We start from the raw sequence: 21417 nt of genomic DNA, 5'->3' as shown, positions 1-21417 counted from the left end.
TTTCAAGATCTATAATTCGTTATAATTTCTTTCTTCCAGTAAAACAAACAGGTTGCCCGCCGGATCTAAAAACTCGGCCTGCATACCTGCGGGCAGGTAGCGGGGCGCGGTGCAAAAAAACAGCCCTTTTGATTTATATAAATGATAATCGGCCAGGCAATCATCGGTACTTAGTATAATACAGGCTTTATTGTTGGTGGTATTGCCCGCTGTTACTACAATTGCAGCATCGGGTAAATTATCGGCTTCCAGCACTGTTCCTTCCCAGCCTTCTATAAATGCCATCTTGCCGGCCACTGTAAATCCCAATTTCTCGCTGTAAAAACTTATTAACGCGTCCATATCATCTGTAAAAACAGGGATATATTTCAATTTCATGGTGTGCTTAAATTATGCTAATGTTTTAAAAGATCAGCCCCGCTTTATGTAAATGAGGGCGTGATGTTTTAGCGTGGGGATATAGCTGCCGGTCAGTCAAAAACTGCTATACAATTCAAAGGTAGGTTGTTGGCAAGGCGGGCGTATCCCCCAAATAGGGGGATTTATTAATTATTAGTAAAATAAATATTACCTGTAAGATATTACAGATAAGCCAATAATGAGCCGTTTATCAGAAGTTACATAAATTTGATTTAGCTAATTTAAGTATCCTACAATTCATTGCCGTTGACTTCAGTCAACGGAATATAGACTGGAAAAAGAGGGCTTTAGCCTAAATTTTACTTGGACAATTGGGCTAAAGCCCGCAATAATATTATCATAACCGTTGACTAAAGTCAACTGCAATGAATAACTTGCACTTTTAGATAGTTTATCAGATAAGTTTGTTTTGCTTGGCCATTTTTATAGCATCAGCCCGGGAATTTACATCCAATTTTATGTAGATGTTTTTGATGTGGCTGCGTACCGTTTCAAGATCAATAAAAAGATCCCTGGCTATCTGGCTGCGGCTTTTTCCCTCGCCAATAAGTTCCAGGATCTGCGTTTCGCGTTTGGAAAGCGGCGATTCCTGGTTTTTTTGAAACGACTTTATAACCAGCTTGGCAATATTGATGCTCATTGGTCCACCGCCCTCTTTAACCTCCTTAATAGATTCTACAATTTTTGCCGAGGGCGTATTTTTGGTTAGATAGCCGGATGCACCGTTGGCCAGCGCGTTAAATATAAGCTTTTCTGATTCGTATACGGTTAAGATAAGTACAAAGCATTGCGGCAGCAACTTTTTAAGTTTGGGAATGGCGTCAATACCGTTAACACCCGGCAGCTCAATATCCAGCAAAATAACATCAGGATGGTCTGCAGCTATTTTTTTGGCGGCCTCATCAAATGAAACATAAGTACTTACAACATCGTACCCTTCGGTAGCATCTATAAGGTATGCGTAACCATTTCTTATGGTTTCATCGTCTTCAATAATCGTTATCCTTATATTACGGTTCATACTCCTGTTAAATTAAACTAATCCATTCTTTTTAAACTTAAGCTCAACGTTGGTTCCCTTACCCTCTTCCGAAAAAATTACCAAACCGGCGTTAATGCGTTTTGCCCTGGCCTTTATATTATTTATGCCATGCCCTCTACCATGTTTTTGCTCATCGAAACCTTTGCCATTATCGGTAAAATATAGGCTAATCTCATTTTTATCGGTATAAACTAACTGGATGATCACTTCGGCGGCTTCGGCATGTTTAAGAGAGTTATTCAGCAGCTCTTTAAATATCATGGTGATGTTACGGCTGTACTCCATGGGTAACTTTATCTGCCGCAGGTTTTGGTCGATACCTTCAAACTTAAAGTTAACCGGCATATCCTGAAAAAGCTCAATACCTATCTCCTTAATATGTACCAGCGTTTCATACAGGTTATCGCTCTTGGGGTCAAGCGCCCACAAAATATCTTTGGTGCCATTGTATAGGGCAGCCGCGTTTTGTTTTATCTGCTCAACAAGGCCGCGCTGATCTGCTTTATCCTTGTCTATCTTGGCATTCAAAATTTCCGACAGGATGGAAATGCGGGTAAGTTTATTGCCCAGGTCGTCATGAAAATCTTCGGCCGTTTGCTGGCGGATCTTTATTTTTTCATCCTGTTTCATAACCTCAATGGCATTTTGCCGCTGTATTTTAAGCGCATGCAAAAAGCGCTGCACGCCAAAACCTATCAGCATAAAAAATAAAATTACCGATGCCTGGAAAATAAAGGTTTTATAAAATGGCGACGAAATGCAAAACCCGAAACTGGCCGTATTTACCGATACCTTACCATCGGGACTGATGGCCTTTACCTGGAAGGTATATTTCCCCGGCGGCAACGACGGATAATCGACCACATTATTTTTTACAGGTGCGCAAAAAGTACTATCAAGCCCAACCAGTTTATAACGGTATGACACCCCATCCGGATTTTTTAAATACACTCCCAAAAATGAAATGGACAGGTGATTTTGGGTATGGTTAAGCTGTACGCCATTATTCAAATAGGTAATATTTGTATCAGCATTGTTATTTATCTGCGGCATTAGCTTTACCGTTTCAATAATGATATGCGGCGGCGGAGATGGCTGCATCCGCACCTTTGTGTTATACACCATTACTGCCTTGGTGGTACCTACCCAAACTTTATGGTCTTTATAAACAATAGCATTTTGATTCGATTCCATGACCTGTTCCTTGGTACCGATGTTGTCTATGATTTCAAACTTTTTACCGCTGGTCTTATAACTCATGCGATTAACGCCGCGACCGGTGCCTATCCATAGTTTTTCGCGATCATCGGCCACAAGGCTGTATATGGAGTTGGATTTAAGGCCATCATTTATGGTATAGTTTTTTAAAGCACCGGTATTAAGGTCCCAGCTAAAAAGGCCCCTGTCGTCGGTACCTACCAGCATCATCCCTTTGTAATTGATCATACAAAGGATGGTGGTATTTTTCAGGAATTTTTGGTTGTAGGTATTCATCACCTTTTTATTAACTACCAGCACAATGCCGTTTTGCGTACCCACAAATAAGGAATCGTGCCCGGTTATTACAATGGATGTGGTAAATGTGGGTACCCCCTCCAATTGTTTCAAAAGGCCGTTTTCGTAATAAAAACAACCCTGGGAGCTTGCCATCCAAAGTGTGCCCTTACTATCGCTGGTAATACCATTAAATGAAATAAACGGACTGCCTTTTATTTGCTTAAAGCCGTTGCTGTTATACTGCCAAAGGCCGGTTAGCGCGGTGCCTATCCAAACCGTTTTATTTTTATCGGTGTACAGGCATTGGATACCCTTGAAGTATTTAGGCGATACCGGCGTTTTAACGTCGAACAGTTTTTTACCGTCGTAACGGATAAGGCCGCCGCCTTCGGCACCAAGTAAAACGTCGTTATTCCAATCAAGGGTTATGCCCATCACAATTTTGGCATCGTGCAATCCCTGCGAACCATCAAAAGTTAAAAACTTGTTACCCTCAAACCTGAAAACTCCATTGCCAAGGCTACCCAGCCAAAGGTTATTATCGGCATCCAGGTAAATATCGGCTATGGAATTATCGGTTAGCCCGTTTTGGGAGCTATAATGCGTAACACCATCGCTGCAAATACAATAAGCGCCATTATCGGTACCTATCCACAAATTATTATCGGCATCCTGCGCAAAGCTTAGTAATTGCCCTTTTATGAGGGCGGCTTGCTCTTCGGGCAATGACGTTACCACATCGCCTTTAACGGTGAACATACCAAACCAGGTAAGCAGATAAAGTTTCTGTTTATCAACTCTGTCAAACATCATGCGCCGTATGGGCAACTCCTGGTAATTACCGCTAAGGCGGATGCAAACATTCCATGATCTGCCGTTAAAGCAGTAGATCCCTTGTTTAAAAACCGCAGCGTAAACCCTGCCGGCGCTGTTTAAAGTAAGATTAGTAACGATGGCATTATCGGCAATAACCACATGCTGTAGTTTTTGGCCATTGATCTTAAATAATGTTTCGCCAATTACCACCCAAACAGTGCCGGCTGCATCCTGCACTATATTGGTTACTACATTTCGCTTTAAGGTAATATCGGGGTTATAAAGGGTGATTTTTCCGTTTTGCAGCATCGCCAGGCCGCCAAGCGTACCAAACCAGTTGCGGCCTTCCCTATCATTAAGTACGGCGCCTACAAAGTTATTGGGTAGTCCGTTTTGGCGCGAATAGCCGATAAATTCCTTACCATCAAAACGGCAGGCACCGCCAAACGTGCCCATCCACAACCGGTGATCGGCATCCATAGAAAACCTGTTTACCTGCGACTGGATAAGCCCGTCCTCGATATCATAATGGGCAAACGTATATTTTTGTGCATAAGCCGGCCGTGCACCTATAAAACCCAAGTATACCACGCACACCAATGCAACAACCCGAAATAAAAAAGTCTTAGTCAATTAATATCAAATTAATTTTTTGCAGCCTAATGCAATTTACATTCAAAATAAAGCTATTTAAAACAAAAAAAATCACCCTAAAAGGGTGATTAATTAGAGTAGCGGTAAAGGGTATTAGCAAAAAATCCCTCTGCCAGCCGGCAGAAAGGACTGTCACACATCATTCTTTATTAATCAGTCAAAAAATTTAGTTCTTCGCGGTTGCCAGTTCTTTACTTTGAGGGATAGCAACGTCATCAAATATTTTGCAAACCTGGGTAATTTTCCACTCCAGGTTTTTATCCTTTTCAAGTATCAGGTAATTGTGCTGAATGTTGGTATCGTACCTAAAATCAACACGGGCAATTACCATAGCATCACTTTTGGCAAGCACCTCATAATTTGACGTGCAGTTTTGCACCAAACCACCATCTTTTTTCATCTGACCAACCAATTCCTCTTTGCTTTGGACAAGCACTTCCTGGCCGTGCGGAATTTTATAGGTTGAATTTTCATCAAGCACCTTATTTAGTTTTTTGTAATTGGAGGTCATGTGGCTTTCTATAAAATCGCGGATAACTGAGTTATAAGCGGCATTATCGCCAGGACCTGTATATGCGTACATGCTGCTGGCCGATAATAAACATATTATGCAGGCCACTAAAAATTTGTTTTTCATTGTGATATATTTTTAACCAAATGTGGGGCCGCCACGCAAATAAAAATGTGCATATAGCACCTTAAAAATATGCGTATAACACCATTACCGGCCTTTTTAAGTTTATTGGCGATTATTTCAATATCCTGACAAACAAATAGTGCCCTGGGCTCTTTTTATTTATACATAGTTTTAATTATTTACAGTATGGAACAACGTGAATTAGGTACTTCCGGCTTAAAAACAGCGCCACTGTTTTTTGGCGGCAACGTTTTCGGATGGACAGTTAAAGGAGCCGATACAGCACTTTTATTGGATGCATTTTTAGATGCCGGTTTTAATGCCATTGATACTGCCGACGCCTACTCTGTATGGGTGCCGGGCAACAAAGGCGGCGAATCTGAAACGGAGATTGGCAAATGGCTTAAACAAAGCGGCAAACGCGATAAGGTACTAATTGCCACCAAAGTTGGCGCCGAACTGGCTGCCAATAAAAAAGGGCTGAAAAAAGAATACATCATTAAAGCCGCGGAAGATTCACTGCAGCGGTTACAGACCGATTATGTTGACCTCTATCAATCTCATTATGACGACGCTGAAACCCCGGTTGAAGAAACCCTGAGTGCTTACGCCCAATTGATAAAAGAAGGCAAAGTGAGGGCGATAGGTGCATCAAATTTTTCTGTAGAGCGTATTCATGAGTCATTAAAAGTGAGCAGTGAAAAAGGTTTTCCAAGTTACCAGACGCTGCAGCCCGAGTATAATTTGTTCGACAGGGAAAAATATGAAACCACCTTTGAGCCTTTTGTAAGTAAACAAAAACTGGGCGTAATCAGTTACTTTTCGCTGGCAAGTGGCTTTTTAAGCGGCAAATACCGCTCCGAAGCCGACCTTGCGGGCAGTAGTCGTGGCCCAATGGTAAAAAAATACCTTAATGACAGAGGCAAGGCCATTTTAAAAGCCCTTGATAGCGTAGCTGCAGAATATAACAGCACGCCAGCTGCAGTTTCACTTGCCTGGCTTATTGCAAGGCCAAGCATTACGGCACCCATTGTTAGCGCCACCAATACCAAACAACTTGCCGAATTTACAAAAGCGGCAACACTATCACTAAGCGCCTATGCAATTGAAACATTGAATACCGCAAGCGCCTATTAATGTTCTTTAGAAACTCATGAATAACTAAGCATTTTTTACCATGACAGCCACAAAATTTGGCTTAATATAATCAGCATAAAAATTAAAAATAAGTAAATAGTACCATACAAACTACACATAGTACCATTACAAGCGGGGTATTGTGTGTAGTTTTGTGGTATGATACAAAGCATTCCAGTATACGATATCTGTTCCCTGTCTGACGTTAGGCAGGACGACTTATTGGTGAGCCGGTTTGCTCCCTATCTGGAAGCGCATAAAAACCTTTTCTTTCCGCACCGGCACTCCTTTTACCACCTGGTGTTGTTTACGCATGGAGCCGGTACCCATACCATAGATTTTGAAAGCTTTGATGTAAACCCCGGTCAAATTTATTTTATGATTCCCGGGCAGGTACACTCCTGGCATTTTGATGGGTTTACCGATGGCTATATCATCAACTTTTCGGCAAATTTTATACAATCATTTGTACTGCAGCCGGGTTACCTGGATGGGTTCTCGTTTTTTAGCGGCAATCTGAATGATGCCGTTGTGAATTTGCCAAACGAAAGCTTCGCGACAGCCAAACAATTATTTGAAGCCATACTTACCGAAATTACCCAACCAGCCCCACAAGGCAGCGATATGGTGAGGCTGCTGATGCTGCAATTATTCATCGGTATAAATGGGTTGAATGCAACGCCGCAGCAGGTGGGTAAATTATCTTATAACCAAACGCTTATTAAAAACTTCCAGGTGTTGATTGAACAGCACTATGCCGATATTAAACTCCCCAAGGATTATGCGGCTTTGTTATACATCACTCCCAATCACCTTAACGCGGTTTGTAAAGATCTGCTGGGGATGCCGGCCGGCGAAGTTATCCGCAACCGCACTTTACTTGAGGCTAAACGTTTACTTACCAACCCCAAACTTAGCATTACAGATATTGCCTTTAAACTCAACTTTAGCGATAACTCCTACTTTACCAAATTCTTTAAAAAATCGGCAGGAATGAACCCCGAAGATTTCCGTAAAAAAATATTAAACTCCTAACCAAAACGATCATGGAAAATACAAATTATAAATTAGCTGCCTGGCCCGCCATAGTACATGCCAAATGCCCGCGTTGCCGCCGCGGCGATATGTTTGCCAATAGCATGTATGGTTTTCACGGGCAGGAAATGAATAAAACCTGCTCACACTGTAATCTAAGTTTTGAGCGCGAACCCGGTTATTTTTATGTAGCCATGTTTGTTAGCTATGCCTTTAACGTTGCCGAAATGGTTACCCTTGCCGTAGCCATAAGCGTATTAACCGGCAGCCATAACCCCTGGGTTTATTGTGGCATTATACTGGGTGTTGTGGTATTACTTGCCCCTTTTAACTTCAGATATTCAAGGGTATTGTTGCTGCATTGGCTTACCCCTGGCCTGCATTACGTGCCGGAAATGAGTAAGGATCATTAATTAAATCAGGCATCTTTCTTCAAAACAAATGCCCGCAGGTTTGCTGCGGGCATTTGTTTTTTAAGGCTCATCATAACTATTTTGTTAATGTACTTTTTATGTTTGGGTTAAACCATGCGCTTTTTTCAAGGTCATATTTACAAGAAACACAATTAATGAACATCTATTTTTTGAGATATGAAAAATGCATTTAACAACCTAAAAAAAGACCTGTATAACGTATTTATAATTGGCAATGCCGACGACAGGCAATTAGCGAAAGCCTTTTTTTTATTAACTATTCCCTTTTTAACCGTAATGTTTACTTTCGGTCATTTTCCCTATAGATAATACCCATTAAAAAACAAGACAGCCGTTACATTTCTGTAACGACTGCTTGCAACTGTTCCCTAACTAAAAAATTAACTAACTACTAAAAACTATCTTATTAAAACTGTTGTTGGTTTTGATTAAAATGCAAGATGGCCATCTGTAAATCATTTATAGGGTTACGATGTTTTTTGCAGCTACAATCCTTTTCGGCTACTTGGCTATTATCAAAAAGATTGTTGTATTTGAAACTGGTAAGCATGGCCCGACTGCTCTTGCCAGCCTCGGCTACAGAATCATTGGGTTGCTTAATATTCTTACTGTTTTCTGATGTTGATGGTTCAATATTGGTATCATCCATTCTACCATCTGAGTTAAAAACGTTTGCACACGCCAGCAAAACGAGTGATACAAAAACGAAAATTAAAAAATGATAAAAAAGTTTCATAGGCTTGGGGTATTATATAAGGTTTGGTTTAAGTAAAATGTTAAACAAAGATAAGCCATGAAATAATAAATGCAATAAGGGATACCACTGAAAAGCATACGTATTTTTACGCAGTTTTTAGGAAAATCGTCTTTTATTTTCCATTTTTAAAGGAAAGCACCCTATAAATATGCAATATCGTTAAAGAAAATTAAGGCTTTGCATGGGCAAATAACGTACTGAAATCGTGGCGGTATTTACCGGTAGCCCATTGCCTGCAAATCAAATAACTCGGCGTAACGGCCGCCTTTCAGCAATAGCTCTTCGTGGCTACCTATTTCAATAAGCTCTCCTTTTTCAAGCACCAAAATTCTATCGGCCATGCGCACGGTACTAAAACGGTGCGAGATCAATACCGCCGAACGGCCTTTTGTAAGTTCGGCAAAGCGCTCAAACACATTATACTCTGCCCGGGCATCTAATGCCGATGTGGGTTCGTCAAGAATAAGCAGTTGCGCATCGCGCATGTAGGCACGCGCAAGGGCCACCTTTTGCCATTCGCCGCCCGATAGTTCAACACCGTCGGCAAAACGTTTACCTAATTGCTGGTCATACGCACCGGGAAGTTTGGCAGCCAGCACATCAGCCAGGCTTTGTTTGGCCGAGTTTTCAATCAACGGCCTGTTATCCTGTTCGCTGATCTTCCCTACGGCTATATTTTGTGCAAAACTCATCTGGTAACGCAGGTAATCCTGAAATATAATACCAACATTCATGCGCAAACTTGCCAGGTCGTATTCCCGCAAATCTACGCCATCAAGCAATATGCGTCCTTCGGTGGGGTCATATAAGCGCGAGAGTAGCTTTACCAGCGTAGTTTTGCCTGCACCGTTCTCTCCCACCAAGGCCAGCTTTTCGCCGGGGTAAAGGGTAAAGCTCAGGTGACGATTAGCCCACCGCTCGGAATTAAGGTATCGGAAACCAACATCCTCAAAGGTAAAGCCCTCTTTTATAACCTTGGGGAATGGCAATGCGTTGGCGGCCAGTTTAATTTTAGGTACTATCTCAAAAAACTCAAAAAAATCTCGTAGATAAATGGCGCCTTGTGATACGGCGGTAAACCGCGTCAGTATCCCCTCCAGTAAAGTACGCAACTGCCTGAATGAACCGGCAAGGAAAGCCAGTTCGCCAATAGTTACGCTGCCATTAACCGTTCTCACAATGATAACCACGTATGCGGCGTAATAGCCAATACTGCCCAGCATAGCGAAAAACGTTCCCCATAATGATCGTTTTACAGCCAGCCGTTTATTATCTGCATAAAATTTATTTGATAAAACCTTAAAGCGATCGATAATAAAGCCCGACAGGTCGAAGATCTTTACTTCTTTGGCGGTTTCATCGCTGGCACCCAGGTAACGGATATAATCAAGCTCGCGACGCTCGGGCGTTTGGCCACGGGTAAGCGCATAACTTTTATCATTAAAGTACGATTCGCCCAAAAAAGCCGGGATTATGGCTATCAGCAGCAGCACAATAAGCCAGGGATTAAAAGCCATTAGCCCAACAGCCAGGAAACCCATTGTAATCAAATCCTGCACCTGACTCATTACCTGCGACAGCAGTATGGTACGCCCTATGGTTTGCTGCCTTGCCCTTTCCAGCTTATCATAAAATACCGAATCCTCAAACTGGTCGAGATCAAGCGTGGCGGCATGCGCCATTATTTTCACCGATGTATAGTTGCTGAACAGATCACCAAGCAGGCTATCCATAAGTGTAATGGCACGGCTTAGCGCATCTGTAAATATGGCCAGTGCAAACTCAATTGCAACTAGTTGCCATAATGGTTCCAGATCCTTAACCGGCGCGTGACTTATGGTAACTACCTTATCAATAATTAGTTTACCTACATATAGTAAACCCAGCGGCATGGCCGAACGCACAATGCGCAGCAAGGCGCTTACCACCGTCATCCAGCGGTTGGTTTGCCATACCAGTTTGAAAAATGCGGGCAGGTTACGCAGCGCATCAAAGCGCTCCTTTAATGTTATTTTAGTGCTGATGGTATTTTTTGGCGGGCGGTTGGTATTCAATATAGATCTCTTTCCTGATTGGTATCATCAAATTTAACCAATAATTGAGCTTTTTATTTAAAACAGGCAATTTGTGAGGGAGGGGTGACAAATTACCTCCGTCAATTTCCGAACTGTCATCCTGAGGAACGAAGGATCTGTTATGCGCTCTGCTTATCGACGATTAGATCCTTCGTTCCTCAGGATGACAATCTAATATAAGATCAGAATAACAGTCAAATATAAAATAAATCAGTCTCACATCCCCGGCAAAAAAATAAACCCTTACTTTTGCCGCCACTATGGATAGCTCATTAAAAAACAAATTCGACAGTATAATTTTTGACCTCGACGGTACTCTTTGGGATAGTACCGGTAATGTAGCCCTCGCCTGGCAGGCCGCCCTTAACCAGGTTGATTATATTGATGAGGTAATGACTGTTGAACGTGTACGTTCCATAACCGGCATGACCTATGATGCCATTTTCGACAAGCTATTCCCCAACCTTGATACTGCTCAACGGAAAGAAGTACAATCACTTTGTGCCATAAGCGAACTGGAAATACTTTATAAAAAAGGTGGTGAGCTTTATCCGAAACTGGAAGAAACACTTAAATACCTGCAAGCCAAATACAAGCTATATATTGTGAGTAACTGCCAAAGCGGTTATATCGAAGTATTTTTAGATCTAAACAATATGCACAGCTATTTTTTGGGTCACCAATGCTACGGTACCAAAGGCAATCCGAAAGCCGATAATATAAAAGATATTGTTGCCGACCATCAGCTTAAAAACCCGGTTTACATAGGCGATACCATGGGTGATTACAGCGCTGCAAGTAAAGCCGGCGTTCCGTTTATTTTTGCCAGCTATGGTTTTGGCGTTGTGCCCGATGGTATGGTTGCCACCATTGATAGTTTTGAGGAGCTTACTGAGCTATTATAGATTCTATAACCTGCTCCTGTTTTTTACCCAATTACTTGTTTCTGTAGCAGCAATTGAGGTTGCCGTGATATTTTTTTGGCCCAGCAGTTGCTCCATTAATATGGCGGCGATACCGGCCTCCTGCTCGTTCCCGGTTTGCAATACGTCGGGGGTAAAATATTTTTTAACAAAATGCGTATCAAAATTGCCAGATGTAAAGGCCTCGTGCTCCATTACAAACCTGCCGAAAGCAAGGGTGGTGGTAATACCGGTAATTTTATACTCGTCAATAGCGCGTACCATGCGTTCAATGGCCTCGGTTCTGTCTTTACCATAGGTTATCAGCTTGGCAATCATGGGGTCGTAATAAATGGGGATCTCCATGCCTTGCTCAAAACCATCATCAACTCTTACGCCTGCACCTTTTGGGGTTATATAGGTTTGGAGTGTACCAATATCCGGCAGGAAATTATTAGCAGGGTCTTCTGCATAAACCCTTAACTCTATAGCATGACCGCGAATTTGCAGGTCTTCCTGTTTAAAGCTGATCGCTTCGCCGCGTGCAATACGGATCTGTTCTTTTACCAGGTCGATACCGGTGATCAGTTCTGTAACCGGGTGCTCTACCTGCAGGCGGGTATTCATCTCTAAAAAATAGAAATTGAGGTTATCATCCATAATAAACTCCACTGTACCCGCACCGGTGTAATTTACAGACCTCGCAACATCCACCGCACATTTACCCATTTGCTCACGAATTTGCGGGGTAAGTACCTTGGAGGGTGCCTCTTCAATTACCTTTTGATGGCGGCGCTGTACTGAGCAATCACGTTCAAAAAGGTGTACTATATTGCCGTGGGTATCGCCCAGAACCTGAATTTCGATGTGGCGGGGCGATGATACGTAGCGTTCAATAAAAACAGAGCCATCACCAAAGGCCGATGTAGCTTCGGATACGGCTAATTGCATTTGCTCTTCAAAATCAGCTTCGCCATCAACTATACGCATACCCTTACCACCACCGCCTGCAGCGGCTTTTATGAGTATAGGAAAACCAACCTCTACCGCACGTCTTTTAGCTTCTGCAATATCGGTAATGGCTTCTTCGGTACCGGGAACCATGGGTATATTATACTTCATGGCCGCGGCTTTGGCCGATAGCTTATTACCCATCACCTCCATAGCCTGTGCCGATGGACCAATAAGAATCAATCCGGCATCGGCAACCATTCTTGCAAAGGCGGCATTTTCGCTTAAAAAACCATAACCCGGGTGAATACCCTGCGCGCCTGTTTTAAGGCAGGCAGCTATAATTTTTTCGCCAACGAGATAAGATTGATTTGAGGGCGCTGCACCAATATGTACAGCCTCATCGGCATAACGCACGTGCAAAGCATTACGATCGGCATCGGAGTAAACCGCAACGGTTTTAATACCCATTTCCCGCGCAGAGCGCATGACCCTTAATGCTATTTCGCCGCGATTGGCTACCAGTATTTTTTGCATAAAACAAATGTAACTGATTTAGCTATTAAGATTTGGAAATATTACACCACGAAAAACAATTAAACACCGCGATTAACGGATATAAGCAGCAAATTATTTAGTTCTGCTCCATTTATATGTTTTGGTGAGGCAGTTGTAGCAGGCGTATCTTTTTAGAGGTAACCAAGAAAAAAAGGTTTTTACAAGATATCCTCTTTTTACACGTGACATATCATTTTTACAAGTACGGCAGGTAGATTCAGCTCTCGCTGCACTTTTCCTTGTATCTATACTTCTTATGCCGGAAGGGGCTTCAATTTCAGCTGTCATAGCAAGCAAATTTAATTAGGGGACTTAAATCAATTAAAAGTAGGCATAATTGATGAATTAATCATGAACATTAAGTTATTAATTAATAAAAAAGCTATTTTCACCCTTACCAACACCCCTTTTTCACTTAATTTTTTAACCTATAACGAAAAAACGCCACTAATTTTTAATTAGCAGCGTTTTTATACTTTACTTTTATTAAAACTACTCTTTTTTATCTGGCGCACCAGCCGGAGCAGGCTGACCAGGTGCAGCACCCGGGCCCGGGCCCTGACCAGGACCACCCGGACGTTTTCCTTCAGGAACAACAACTTCTGGATGAGCGGTACCACGGTGGCAGGTATTGCAATTAACCCCCGAATGCATGATCATACCCAATGAGTCTTTTTTGGCATGAAAATACTTCTGGTTAATTTTGTTCATCATTTTAAACATATCGCGGGCTGCTTCTTTTTCTGGTTTTGCATCACTTGCCCAATCCATTTTTTTGGCTGCTTCGTCGCGAACATGGCAAAAATTACAGTGTACGCCTAACGAGTGCTCCCACTCCTCCATCACCTCATGCAATTGATCGCCGGTGATGTTTTTGGGTAATACCTTCAGATTTTTAAAACCTTCGTCGGCAGGTTTTGGTGTTATTGAGGTCATGGCGCCAAACACTACTACCGAAAGCAGGCCAACTGTAACTAATATTTTTTTGTTAATAAACATAATTGTCATATTTAAGTCATCTAAGATATGTATTAACTTTAAATGTTCCAACTGTTAATTTGGAATTTATAGCGTAATTTTTTGGATACAATAGGCCTGTCTAAAAGCATAATCTCCATGATAAATTACCATCATCGACACGATTTTCGGCATTTCTTTCTTCCTGTTTATTAATTGTTTAACTACCTGTTTTCACTATTTAAAAACCATAATTGTAATTATTAGTTATAACAACATAGCAAAACAGGTAATTAATTAACTTTTAAGGAAATACTATAAGATTAGACTACTACTTATTTACATTTATTTATGAATAAGATCAAAAGAAAGATGAACATGAAAAAGTCAGTTTTAATTGCCCTAACAACATTAACTATCGGGTTTCTATCAAACAAAGCGATAGCCCAAACAGATACTACTAAACGCGATACCGCTACCAAAACAACTACTACAACCGGTACCGCCGCAACGCCAACAACACCGAGCGGATCTGGTGATTTGGTTGGCGTGCTTAATTCAAGCACAACATTTGCACCACTTGCCTTGGCTGTAAAATCTGCCGAGCTGGATGCTACCTTAAAAGGCCCAGGCCCATACACCATATTTGCACCAAATGATGTGGCCTTTAGCAAGGTGCCAAAACCTGCAATGGACGATTTAATGAAAGATCATGCCAAACTGGCCAAGCTTTTAAAATATCATGTGGTAGCCGGTAAATACACCAAGGCCGACATTATAAAGGCGCTTACCGTTGGTAAGGGCAAGGCAGCATTAAAAACGGTTGATGGCGAAACGCTTAACCTGTCTGTAAATGATAAAAGTGAATTGCAGATAGTAGATGCCAAAGGAAACGCAGCACAGGTAATATCATTTGATACCATGGCCAGCAACGGGGTTGTTCATGGCCTTAACGGCGTGTTGATGCCGCAGTAATAAGAAAATCTGTTTAAATCTTAAATCCCAAAAGAAAGGCGCTGCATTAAAATGCGGGGCCTTTCTTTTTTATAGGCAATTTATTTGAGGCCCGAAAATCTGCCGGTTTTTAATTGCTTGTTGGTAATGAGTGCTATTGGTAAGCCTATACAAATGATGAGTATGAGGATACCAATCAAAATTACCTGGAGCTTAATGGGGTGGAAACCAATTTTACTTACCGGGATCACCATCAGGTTCATGATTATCCAGGCTGTTAATCCATACGCCACTGCCACAAGATATTTGCTGTTAAGGTATTTATTACAAAAAGGATAAGCGAGGTAAAACACGGCCGAAAAAACAAAAGCGATGATGTAATGAAACACCGCGCCGGCTATTATCATTTCTTTACCACCGGCAAATGCCGCCTGCCCGCCAAAAGCACCGCTTGCAATAAACCGGAAAATGATCTCCATCCCTAATTTATAATCAACCGCTTGATTTTTATAGTTGAGTATCAAATTCCAGATGAGGGCCGCCAGGGCATCAAGCGTGCCGGTAAGCAAACCCAGCCCAAGTACATTAAGCAGCAAACTGTTTTTTTGAGGAGTGGTATTTTTTACTGGCATAGATGTAGCGTTATTGGGGCTAATTTAGTATTTTTATGAAAGATGAGGAGTGAGTAAAGTGAAGCAAATTTATCCCTTTGTCATCCTGAGGTACGAAGGATCTATTCGTAGAATTGCATAGTTCAATATAGATGCTTCACTACGCTCAGCATGACAAATCTTATTTTTCCAGTTGTGAAAGGCAAAAGCAAAAAGCTCACCCCTTTATCAAATGCTCACCTTCAATTTTCTTTTGCAGTTCTAAAATCGCACCTATCAGTGCTTCTGGGCGTGGGGGGCAGCCTTGTACGTATACATCAACGGGAATCACCCTGTCTACCCCCTTTACTACGTGGTAGCCATGCTGCCAGTATGGGCCGCCGCAGTTGGAGCATGATCCCATAGAAATAACGTATTTAGGCTCGGGCATTTGCTCGTAAAGGCGTTTAATGCGTTCGGCCATTTTAAAGGTTACGGTGCCAGCTATAATAATAACATCGGCCTGACGGGCAGATGGCCTTGGGAACACCCCAAAACGGTCGAGATCATAAGTAGATGCCATGGAACCCATCATTTCAATAGCACAGCAGGCAATTCCAAAACTTAAGGGCCATAAAGACGACAGGCGAGCCCAGTTCATCAGATCGTTCATTTTTGTTACTACTACGCCGCCGCTTTCGCTGGTTATATCACTACTCATTCGCTGGCTTTTTAAAGGTGGGTTTAAACATGGGTTTCCTGATGGGGGCTGCCTCGGCCGGAGCTTCTGCAGCAACCGGTTGGGCAATTGGCTCATTGCCTATGTTAAACGGCTTTACTACAAATTTACCCTGCTCCAGGTTTAACTGCTCATAAAACGATGCCGGGATATTTACATCGGTAGTTGGTACGGTTGGCTTGCCTTTTATCCATTCCAGATCGCCTTTACGCCACACGTAAACAAGGCCTAATATGAGGACGCCTAAAAACACAAACATTTCTGTAAGCGACAACCAACCCCAACGGGCATCCTGCGCCAATAGTTCATGATTGCCAAATACCGTTGCCCAAGGGAAAATAAATACCATCTCTACATCAAACAGTAAAAAAATGAGTGCTATAACGTAAAAGCGGGTATTAAAGGGCAGCCAGGCGTTTCCCGTAGGTTCTTCGCCACATTCATAGGAAGTTAGCTTTTCGTAATTGGGGTTATTGGGGGCCAACAGCCTGTTGAAAAAAAATATCACGCACACCATTATTATTCCGGTGAGCAGAAAGATGAGTATCTTTCCAAATTCTGATATTTGCGAAACCTCGGTCATGACTACAAATTTAACAAAACAAACAGATTTTGATGCAATAATAATTGGCGGGGGAGCGTGCGGACTCATGTGTGCCGTGCAAGCGGGCTTTTTAGGCAAGCGTACCCTAATCCTTGAAAAAAATGATAAAGTTGGTGCCAAAATACTGATAAGCGGTGGCGGCAGATGCAATTATACCAACCTGTATGCAACCGACCAGCAATTCATTTCGCAAAATCAACACTTCTGTAAATCAGCCTTTTCGCAGTGGACGGTTGACGATACCATCAGCTTTTTTGAAACTTACGGCATCGAAGGAAAAGAAAAAACGCTGGGACAATTATTCCCTGTGAGCGATAAAGCAAAGGATGTAGTGGAGGTTTTTACCAACTTATGTGCCGATCTGGGCCAGGAAATTTGGTGTAATGCCGAAGTAAAAACAGTAGAAAAAATTGACGATGGCTTTACCGTTAGGTTTGAAATAGACGGCAAACAGGAGTACGTAAGCGCACAAAGCGTGGTGATTGCGGCGGGTGGTCTGCCTATCCCCAAGATGGGCGCTACCGATTTCGGCTTGCGTACCGCACGTAAATTTGATATGAAAATTACCGACACCGCCCCTGCCCTTGTGCCGCTTACCATTACCGGTAAAGACCAGCCCTGGTACGAGCAACTAAGCGGTAACAGTATATTTTGTCGCGTTTGGAATGACAGGATAAGCTTTGAAGAGAATATATTATTTACCCATTGGGGTTTGAGCGGTCCGGCGATACTGCAAATTTCGAGTTACTGGAAACCGGGCGAATCTATTTATATCGACCTACTACCCAACCAAAACATTGCCGACCTTATTCAGCAGGAAAAGGAAACTAATGGTAAAAAAATGCTGCTGGCTTACCTGGCAGGCCTTTACACCCGCAAATTTGCCGAGGCTTTGAGCGATAAACTGCCCGTAGAGAAAAACCTGGCATCCCTCACCAAAACCGAGATGGAGGACATCAGCACCCTAATTCACGAATTTAAGGTAAAACCGGCAGGCGATAAAGGTTATGACAAAGCCGAGGTTATGCGGGGCGGCGTATCTACCAATGAGCTATCGTCAAAAACCCTTGAAGCTAAGAAAGTCCCCGGCCTGTTTTTTGGCGGCGAATGTGTTGATGTTACGGGCTGGCTGGGTGGTTATAATTTTCAATGGGCATGGGCAAGTGGTTTTGTGATAGCGCAAAATTTATAACCTCATTATATCGTATCCAATTAATACTTTTGCCAATAAACCGCGGCGCAATTAATGATGTTTAGCAAAACAGGAATAGAAATTAAAAGGAACAAGCTGCCTTACTATGCCAAAAACTTTTTGCGGCAGCTGATTCCCACGTTTCTGCATGAGGCGCTGTTAAACACTAAACTCGCTGCCCTAAAAAAATACGACAAGACGTACATTGCCGACCGGGTAAATTATTACAATAAGCTAAAGAAGCAATCGCCCCTGGGGCAGGATGCTATTATGCTGAAGGATCTGCCCGTATTTAAAAAGCCCAAGGCCTATCACTTTGATACTTTTGAATACATCCGCTATTTCAAAAAAAGCTTAAAGGCCAGTTTCCTGTTTGGCGATATAACCCATGTGGCCAATGCGCCTGCCCTGCAAAAAAGCAGACCGATTGAGGGCGATAATGCCAACGCTGTTTTGCTAAAGCTGGATAAAAAGCGGCACTTTTTATTCATTAATGACCCGGTAAAGTTTGAGGATAAAAAAGATATGCTCATTGGCCGGGGTGTAATGAGTCAGCCGCACCGGATGCGGTTTATGGAAATGTATTTTGATAACCCGCTATGCAACCTGGGTCAGGTGAACAAAACAGGCGGCAATACCAAGTGGCTAAAACCCAAGATAAAGATAAGCGACCACCTGACTTACAAATTTATCCTGAGCCTGGAAGGGAACGACGTAGCCACCAATTTAAAATGGATCATGTCATCAAATTCCATAGCGGTAATGCCCAGGCCAAAATACGAAACCTGGTTTATGGAAGGCCGGCTCATCCCCGATCATCATTATATTTTGATTGCCGATGACTACTCAGATCTGGCTGAAAAACTGGATTATTATATCAGTCACCCGCAAGCGGCGCAAACCATTGTGCACAATGCCAATGCGTTTGCAAAGCAGTTTAAAAACAAACCGCAGGAAGATCTGATCTCGCTGCTGGTACTCCAAAAATACTTCTATTACACTTCTCAAACAGATCAGTTTTCTATTTAGCTACCTGAACCTTGATTAAACAGATTAAGGAATTATCTGATTTTCATGCGTGTAGGATAAAATCATCGATATAATTTCTGGGTAAACACCCTATAAAATCCCATCACCTAAAAAAATAGTTAAAATAAATTTGGTTTATTACGAACTATTCGTAGATTTACGAAACAATCGTAATCGCAATGGAAAAATTATCAAAACAGGAAGAAGAAGCAATGCAGGCAGTGTGGCAATGCGGCTCGGGTTTTATAAAGGATTTTTTAGATCAGCTGGAAGAACCCAAGCCCCCCTACACTACCCTGGCATCAACGATAAAGAACCTGGAACGTAAAGATTTTTTAAAGAGCGAAAAGATGGGCAACTCGCTTCGTTACATTCCGGCTATACAGGAAGAAGAATATAAAAAACGCTTTATGAGCGGCTTTGTAAGCGATTATTTTCAAAATTCCTATAAAGACCTGGTAACTTTTTTTGCCAACGAAAAAAAGATAAGCGCCACCGATTTACAGGAGATCATTAAACTCATCGAAAAACAATAAACCTTACCCATTATGCCAGCATTGTTTGTTTTTTTGCTTAAAGTAAATATTGCCCTGCTGTTATTTTGCGCGGGCTACTACCTCATATTAAGACCCCTAACCTTTTACACGCTTAACAGGGTTTACCTGCTGGTTGCCATTGTTTTTGCCAGTATTTATCCCTTGATTGATTTTTCGGCCTTTGTGCAGCGGCACGAGGCACTTGCCAAACCGGTGCAGCATGTAGCGTTCAACTGGCAATCAGTCCCGGTTCAAAACCTTGTAAAACCGCTGAGCCAGCCCGATTACTGGCGCTGGGCCGAAATGGTTTTCTGGGTAGGCGCCTTATTATTAGCCATCAGGTTTGCGGTACAGCTGTTTTCGCTGTTCAGGCTGTACAAGGGCTCGCAACCGGCTACTATCAACAATCACAAAGTAAGAGTGATGAATAAGGATGCCGCGCCGTTCTCTTTTTGGCAAAGCATTTTTGTAAATCCCGCCAACCATGAACCTGCCGACCTGAAAGCAATTTTGCTGCACGAGCAGGTACACGTAAATGACTGGCATACGGCAGATATTTTACTGGCTGAGTTCAGCAGTATCTTCTATTGGTTTAACCCCGGTATTTGGCTCATGAAAAAGGCAATCCGCGAAAACATTGAATTTATAACCGACCAAAAAATCCTGAATAAGGGCATGGACAGTAAAGCTTATCAATATAGCCTGGTATCGGTAAGTTTTAGTAATACGCAACCCAGCATAGTTAATCATTTCAATATCTCAACCATAAAAAAACGTATCATCATGATGAATGCTAAAAGATCTTCAAAATTAAATCTCACCCGGTACGCTTTTTTGGTACCCGCAGTTATTGGCATGCTGCTAATATTCAGTGTATCCAAAGCCGATTTTGTTAAAAAGAGCAAGGTTTATAAATCGCTTGCAATAATTTCAGATAACGTAAGTAAAGCTGTTGGTGTAACTAAAATTTTAACAGAGGTGAAAGCTGGAATAGTTCCAAGAAAGGTAATTAAAAATATTACTATAACCGGGAAAGATCTGCCCGCTGCTAAGTCCATTCCCGCTAAATTAAAAATTGATACCATCAGCAAGGTAACTGTTACCGACAACGCTTTATCTATACCTTTCATGTTTGTAAGTAAAGATTCGACAGTAGTTTATGTTAATGGTAAAAAGAACGACGCAAAAAACATTAAACCCACCAATATATCTGATGTGTATATTTTGAATAGTGATGAGGCGGAACCATTTATCCACGAAAAATTAGCAGATAATGTAAGGGCGGCAATTATCATAACTAAAGATTCTCCGGAGGGCAAAGTGCTTAAAGAGAAATTAGATAATAGGCCCTTGGCGTTTGCTCAACTCAGAACCATAAAAGGACATCCTTTAAAGGGTTCATTAAATCAAATTGTGGTAACAGGCAGGCCAATGACAACGACATCTGCTACCTATCTCTACAAAACAGATTCTGCAGTTGCTATTTCGGGTTTAAAGGGCAGGGTAACAGGAGTAACAACAATTAAAAGATCTAATTTGCAGGCTATAGTTGTTGACGGTAGAAGATCGCCAATTGCGAAAGTTAACGGCCAGGGGTCAAATTTTATTTACATAACCCGCGACAGCCTCCAAACCGATCCGACTGTTTATATAAACGGGAAAGCATCTACCAGAGATGAGTTTAAAAATTTAGACCCGGATATGATAGAAAGTGTTTCTGTGAAAAAAGATTCAACAGCCAATAAAGTCGGCAAAAGGAAAGGATCCGGTTCTATCTATATAATCACCAAAAAACAGTAAACATTGCGTGAGTGGTTGGTTAGGCTGATAAACTAAATTCTGTTGTTAATCCAAAATTCCAGATAGTAAAGAACTTAATCAAACCACTCACGTGATCAGTG

At 42.0% G+C, this 21417-nt stretch carries 22 protein-coding genes; 10 read left to right on the top strand and 12 right to left on the bottom strand.

Annotated elements, in window-relative coordinates; all coding sequences use genetic code 11:
- Positions 1–9: 9 nt before the first annotated feature.
- The 4 genes from BLS59_RS07670 to BLS59_RS07655 all read right to left on the bottom strand — a co-directional run bounded on the left by BLS59_RS07670 (position 10) and on the right by BLS59_RS07655 (position 5066).
- Positions 10–378: a VOC family protein gene (locus tag BLS59_RS07670; protein WP_091147126.1), complete on the bottom strand. Its 369-nt coding sequence runs from the start codon at positions 376–378 to the stop codon at positions 10–12.
- A gap of 436 nt (positions 379–814) precedes the next feature.
- Entirely contained in the window at positions 815–1441 is a 627-nt protein-coding gene (locus tag BLS59_RS07665) for a response regulator transcription factor (RefSeq protein WP_091147123.1), read from the bottom strand.
- A gap of 12 nt (positions 1442–1453) precedes the next feature.
- The gene (locus tag BLS59_RS07660; protein ID WP_143014067.1) at positions 1454–4408 is read right to left on the bottom strand and encodes a ligand-binding sensor domain-containing protein; all 2955 of its coding nucleotides are present in this window, start codon (positions 4406–4408) and stop codon (positions 1454–1456) included.
- A 187-nt stretch (positions 4409–4595) separates the two neighbouring features.
- Positions 4596–5066 (bottom strand): hypothetical protein, encoded by a 471-nt coding sequence (locus tag BLS59_RS07655; RefSeq protein ID WP_091147116.1) that lies wholly within the window; start codon positions 5064–5066, stop codon positions 4596–4598.
- A 186-nt stretch (positions 5067–5252) separates the two neighbouring features.
- On the opposite strand from BLS59_RS07655, the gene BLS59_RS07650 reads away from it, so the two are divergent.
- The 4 genes from BLS59_RS07650 to BLS59_RS31525 all read left to right on the top strand — a co-directional run bounded on the left by BLS59_RS07650 (position 5253) and on the right by BLS59_RS31525 (position 7981).
- Positions 5253–6203 carry an aldo/keto reductase gene (locus BLS59_RS07650; RefSeq protein WP_091147113.1) on the top strand — a complete coding sequence of 317 codons (951 nt, stop codon included), beginning with the start codon at positions 5253–5255 and terminating at the stop codon, positions 6201–6203.
- A gap of 159 nt (positions 6204–6362) precedes the next feature.
- Positions 6363–7238, top strand: coding sequence for an AraC family transcriptional regulator (locus BLS59_RS07645; RefSeq protein WP_091147109.1), 876 nt, complete (start codon positions 6363–6365; stop codon positions 7236–7238).
- A gap of 11 nt (positions 7239–7249) precedes the next feature.
- Positions 7250–7651, top strand: a complete 402-nt coding sequence (locus BLS59_RS07640; protein WP_091147106.1) for a DUF983 domain-containing protein — start codon at positions 7250–7252, stop codon at positions 7649–7651.
- Between the two features lie 177 nt (positions 7652–7828).
- The gene (locus BLS59_RS31525) at positions 7829–7981 is read left to right on the top strand and encodes a hypothetical protein (protein ID WP_162842579.1); all 153 of its coding nucleotides are present in this window, start codon (positions 7829–7831) and stop codon (positions 7979–7981) included.
- 97 nt (positions 7982–8078) lie between these two features.
- Here the strand turns inward: BLS59_RS31525 and BLS59_RS07635 are convergent, their stop codons facing one another.
- Together BLS59_RS07635 and BLS59_RS07630 are read right to left on the bottom strand one after the other, a co-directional pair.
- Entirely contained in the window at positions 8079–8408 is a 330-nt protein-coding gene (locus BLS59_RS07635) for a hypothetical protein (RefSeq protein WP_091147103.1), read from the bottom strand.
- 236 nt (positions 8409–8644) lie between these two features.
- Positions 8645–10483, bottom strand: a complete 1839-nt coding sequence (locus BLS59_RS07630) for an ABC transporter ATP-binding protein (protein ID WP_240315170.1) — start codon at positions 10481–10483, stop codon at positions 8645–8647.
- Positions 10484–10764: 281 nt separating this feature from the next.
- Between BLS59_RS07630 and BLS59_RS07625 the strand changes: the two genes are divergently transcribed.
- Complete coding sequence (locus tag BLS59_RS07625) at positions 10765–11409, top strand: HAD family hydrolase (protein ID WP_091147099.1); 645 nt, start codon at positions 10765–10767, stop codon at positions 11407–11409.
- A gap of 3 nt (positions 11410–11412) precedes the next feature.
- On the opposite strand, the gene accC is transcribed toward BLS59_RS07625, so the two are convergent.
- From accC to BLS59_RS07615, 3 genes are all read right to left on the bottom strand, one after another.
- Positions 11413–12894, bottom strand: coding sequence for an acetyl-CoA carboxylase biotin carboxylase subunit (gene accC / locus BLS59_RS07620; RefSeq protein ID WP_091147095.1), 1482 nt, complete (start codon positions 12892–12894; stop codon positions 11413–11415).
- 93 nt (positions 12895–12987) lie between these two features.
- Complete coding sequence (locus BLS59_RS31175) at positions 12988–13203, bottom strand: hypothetical protein (protein ID WP_143014066.1); 216 nt, start codon at positions 13201–13203, stop codon at positions 12988–12990.
- Between the two features lie 204 nt (positions 13204–13407).
- Positions 13408–13914: a c-type cytochrome gene (locus tag BLS59_RS07615; protein WP_091147509.1), complete on the bottom strand. Its 507-nt coding sequence runs from the start codon at positions 13912–13914 to the stop codon at positions 13408–13410.
- Positions 13915–14250: 336 nt separating this feature from the next.
- Here BLS59_RS07615 and BLS59_RS07610 point away from each other — a divergent pair, with 336 nt between their 5' ends.
- Positions 14251–14847, top strand: coding sequence for a fasciclin domain-containing protein (locus BLS59_RS07610; protein WP_205411207.1), 597 nt, complete (start codon positions 14251–14253; stop codon positions 14845–14847).
- A gap of 80 nt (positions 14848–14927) precedes the next feature.
- Here the strand turns inward: BLS59_RS07610 and BLS59_RS07605 are convergent, their stop codons facing one another.
- From BLS59_RS07605 to BLS59_RS07595, 3 genes are all read right to left on the bottom strand, one after another.
- The gene (locus BLS59_RS07605; protein ID WP_091147088.1) at positions 14928–15458 is read right to left on the bottom strand and encodes a hypothetical protein; all 531 of its coding nucleotides are present in this window, start codon (positions 15456–15458) and stop codon (positions 14928–14930) included.
- A 196-nt stretch (positions 15459–15654) separates the two neighbouring features.
- Entirely contained in the window at positions 15655–16137 is a 483-nt protein-coding gene (locus BLS59_RS07600) for an NADH-quinone oxidoreductase subunit B (protein WP_091147085.1), read from the bottom strand.
- A complete protein-coding gene (locus BLS59_RS07595; protein WP_091147082.1) occupies positions 16130–16738 on the bottom strand; it encodes an NADH-quinone oxidoreductase subunit A in 609 nt (202 codons plus the stop codon). Before BLS59_RS07595 ends, BLS59_RS07600 begins: the two co-directional genes overlap by 8 nt.
- On the opposite strand from BLS59_RS07595, the gene BLS59_RS07590 reads away from it, so the two are divergent.
- From BLS59_RS07590 to BLS59_RS07575, 4 genes are all read left to right on the top strand, one after another.
- On the top strand, positions 16737–17951 hold the full coding sequence (locus BLS59_RS07590) for a BaiN/RdsA family NAD(P)/FAD-dependent oxidoreductase (protein WP_091147080.1): 1215 nt from the start codon (positions 16737–16739) through the stop codon (positions 17949–17951). The two genes, BLS59_RS07595 and BLS59_RS07590, sit on opposite strands and share 2 nt — an antisense overlap.
- A gap of 54 nt (positions 17952–18005) precedes the next feature.
- The gene (locus tag BLS59_RS07585; protein ID WP_091147077.1) at positions 18006–18980 is read left to right on the top strand and encodes a glycosyl transferase family 90; all 975 of its coding nucleotides are present in this window, start codon (positions 18006–18008) and stop codon (positions 18978–18980) included.
- 179 nt (positions 18981–19159) lie between these two features.
- Complete coding sequence (locus BLS59_RS07580) at positions 19160–19516, top strand: BlaI/MecI/CopY family transcriptional regulator (protein WP_091147074.1); 357 nt, start codon at positions 19160–19162, stop codon at positions 19514–19516.
- A gap of 12 nt (positions 19517–19528) precedes the next feature.
- Positions 19529–21316: a M56 family metallopeptidase gene (locus BLS59_RS07575; RefSeq protein WP_091147070.1), complete on the top strand. Its 1788-nt coding sequence runs from the start codon at positions 19529–19531 to the stop codon at positions 21314–21316.
- The last annotated feature ends 101 nt before the right edge of the window (positions 21317–21417 follow it).

This window comes from Mucilaginibacter pineti (assembly GCF_900101875.1).
Classification (GTDB): Bacteria; Bacteroidota; Bacteroidia; order Sphingobacteriales; family Sphingobacteriaceae; genus Mucilaginibacter; species Mucilaginibacter pineti.
The sequence above is the reverse complement of the archived record's forward strand: the minus strand, read 5'-3'. Positions and strand labels throughout refer to the sequence as shown.

Excerpts from the sequence above, each read along its gene's own strand:
- BLS59_RS07670 (WP_091147126.1), bottom strand. The coding sequence starts at position 378 with ATGAAATTGAAATATATCCCTGTTTTTACAGATGATATGGACGCGTTA.
- BLS59_RS07665 (WP_091147123.1), bottom strand. The coding sequence starts at position 1,441 with ATGAACCGTAATATAAGGATAACGATTATTGAAGACGATGAAACCATA.
- BLS59_RS07655 (WP_091147116.1), bottom strand. The coding sequence starts at position 5,066 with ATGAAAAACAAATTTTTAGTGGCCTGCATAATATGTTTATTATCGGCC.
- BLS59_RS07650 (WP_091147113.1), top strand. The coding sequence starts at position 5,253 with ATGGAACAACGTGAATTAGGTACTTCCGGCTTAAAAACAGCGCCACTG.
- BLS59_RS07645 (WP_091147109.1), top strand. The coding sequence starts at position 6,363 with ATGATACAAAGCATTCCAGTATACGATATCTGTTCCCTGTCTGACGTT.
- BLS59_RS07640 (WP_091147106.1), top strand. The coding sequence starts at position 7,250 with ATGGAAAATACAAATTATAAATTAGCTGCCTGGCCCGCCATAGTACAT.
- BLS59_RS31525 (WP_162842579.1), top strand. The coding sequence starts at position 7,829 with ATGAAAAATGCATTTAACAACCTAAAAAAAGACCTGTATAACGTATTT.
- BLS59_RS07635 (WP_091147103.1), bottom strand. The coding sequence starts at position 8,408 with ATGAAACTTTTTTATCATTTTTTAATTTTCGTTTTTGTATCACTCGTT.
- BLS59_RS07625 (WP_091147099.1), top strand. The coding sequence starts at position 10,765 with ATGGATAGCTCATTAAAAAACAAATTCGACAGTATAATTTTTGACCTC.
- accC (WP_091147095.1), bottom strand. The coding sequence starts at position 12,894 with ATGCAAAAAATACTGGTAGCCAATCGCGGCGAAATAGCATTAAGGGTC.
- BLS59_RS31175 (WP_143014066.1), bottom strand. The coding sequence starts at position 13,203 with ATGACAGCTGAAATTGAAGCCCCTTCCGGCATAAGAAGTATAGATACA.
- BLS59_RS07615 (WP_091147509.1), bottom strand. The coding sequence starts at position 13,914 with ATGTTTATTAACAAAAAAATATTAGTTACAGTTGGCCTGCTTTCGGTA.
- BLS59_RS07610 (WP_205411207.1), top strand. The coding sequence starts at position 14,251 with ATGAAAAAGTCAGTTTTAATTGCCCTAACAACATTAACTATCGGGTTT.
- BLS59_RS07605 (WP_091147088.1), bottom strand. The coding sequence starts at position 15,458 with ATGCCAGTAAAAAATACCACTCCTCAAAAAAACAGTTTGCTGCTTAAT.
- BLS59_RS07600 (WP_091147085.1), bottom strand. The coding sequence starts at position 16,137 with ATGAGTAGTGATATAACCAGCGAAAGCGGCGGCGTAGTAGTAACAAAA.
- BLS59_RS07590 (WP_091147080.1), top strand. The coding sequence starts at position 16,737 with ATGACTACAAATTTAACAAAACAAACAGATTTTGATGCAATAATAATT.
- BLS59_RS07595 (WP_091147082.1), bottom strand. The coding sequence starts at position 16,738 with ATGACCGAGGTTTCGCAAATATCAGAATTTGGAAAGATACTCATCTTT.
- BLS59_RS07585 (WP_091147077.1), top strand. The coding sequence starts at position 18,006 with ATGATGTTTAGCAAAACAGGAATAGAAATTAAAAGGAACAAGCTGCCT.
- BLS59_RS07580 (WP_091147074.1), top strand. The coding sequence starts at position 19,160 with ATGGAAAAATTATCAAAACAGGAAGAAGAAGCAATGCAGGCAGTGTGG.
- BLS59_RS07575 (WP_091147070.1), top strand. The coding sequence starts at position 19,529 with ATGCCAGCATTGTTTGTTTTTTTGCTTAAAGTAAATATTGCCCTGCTG.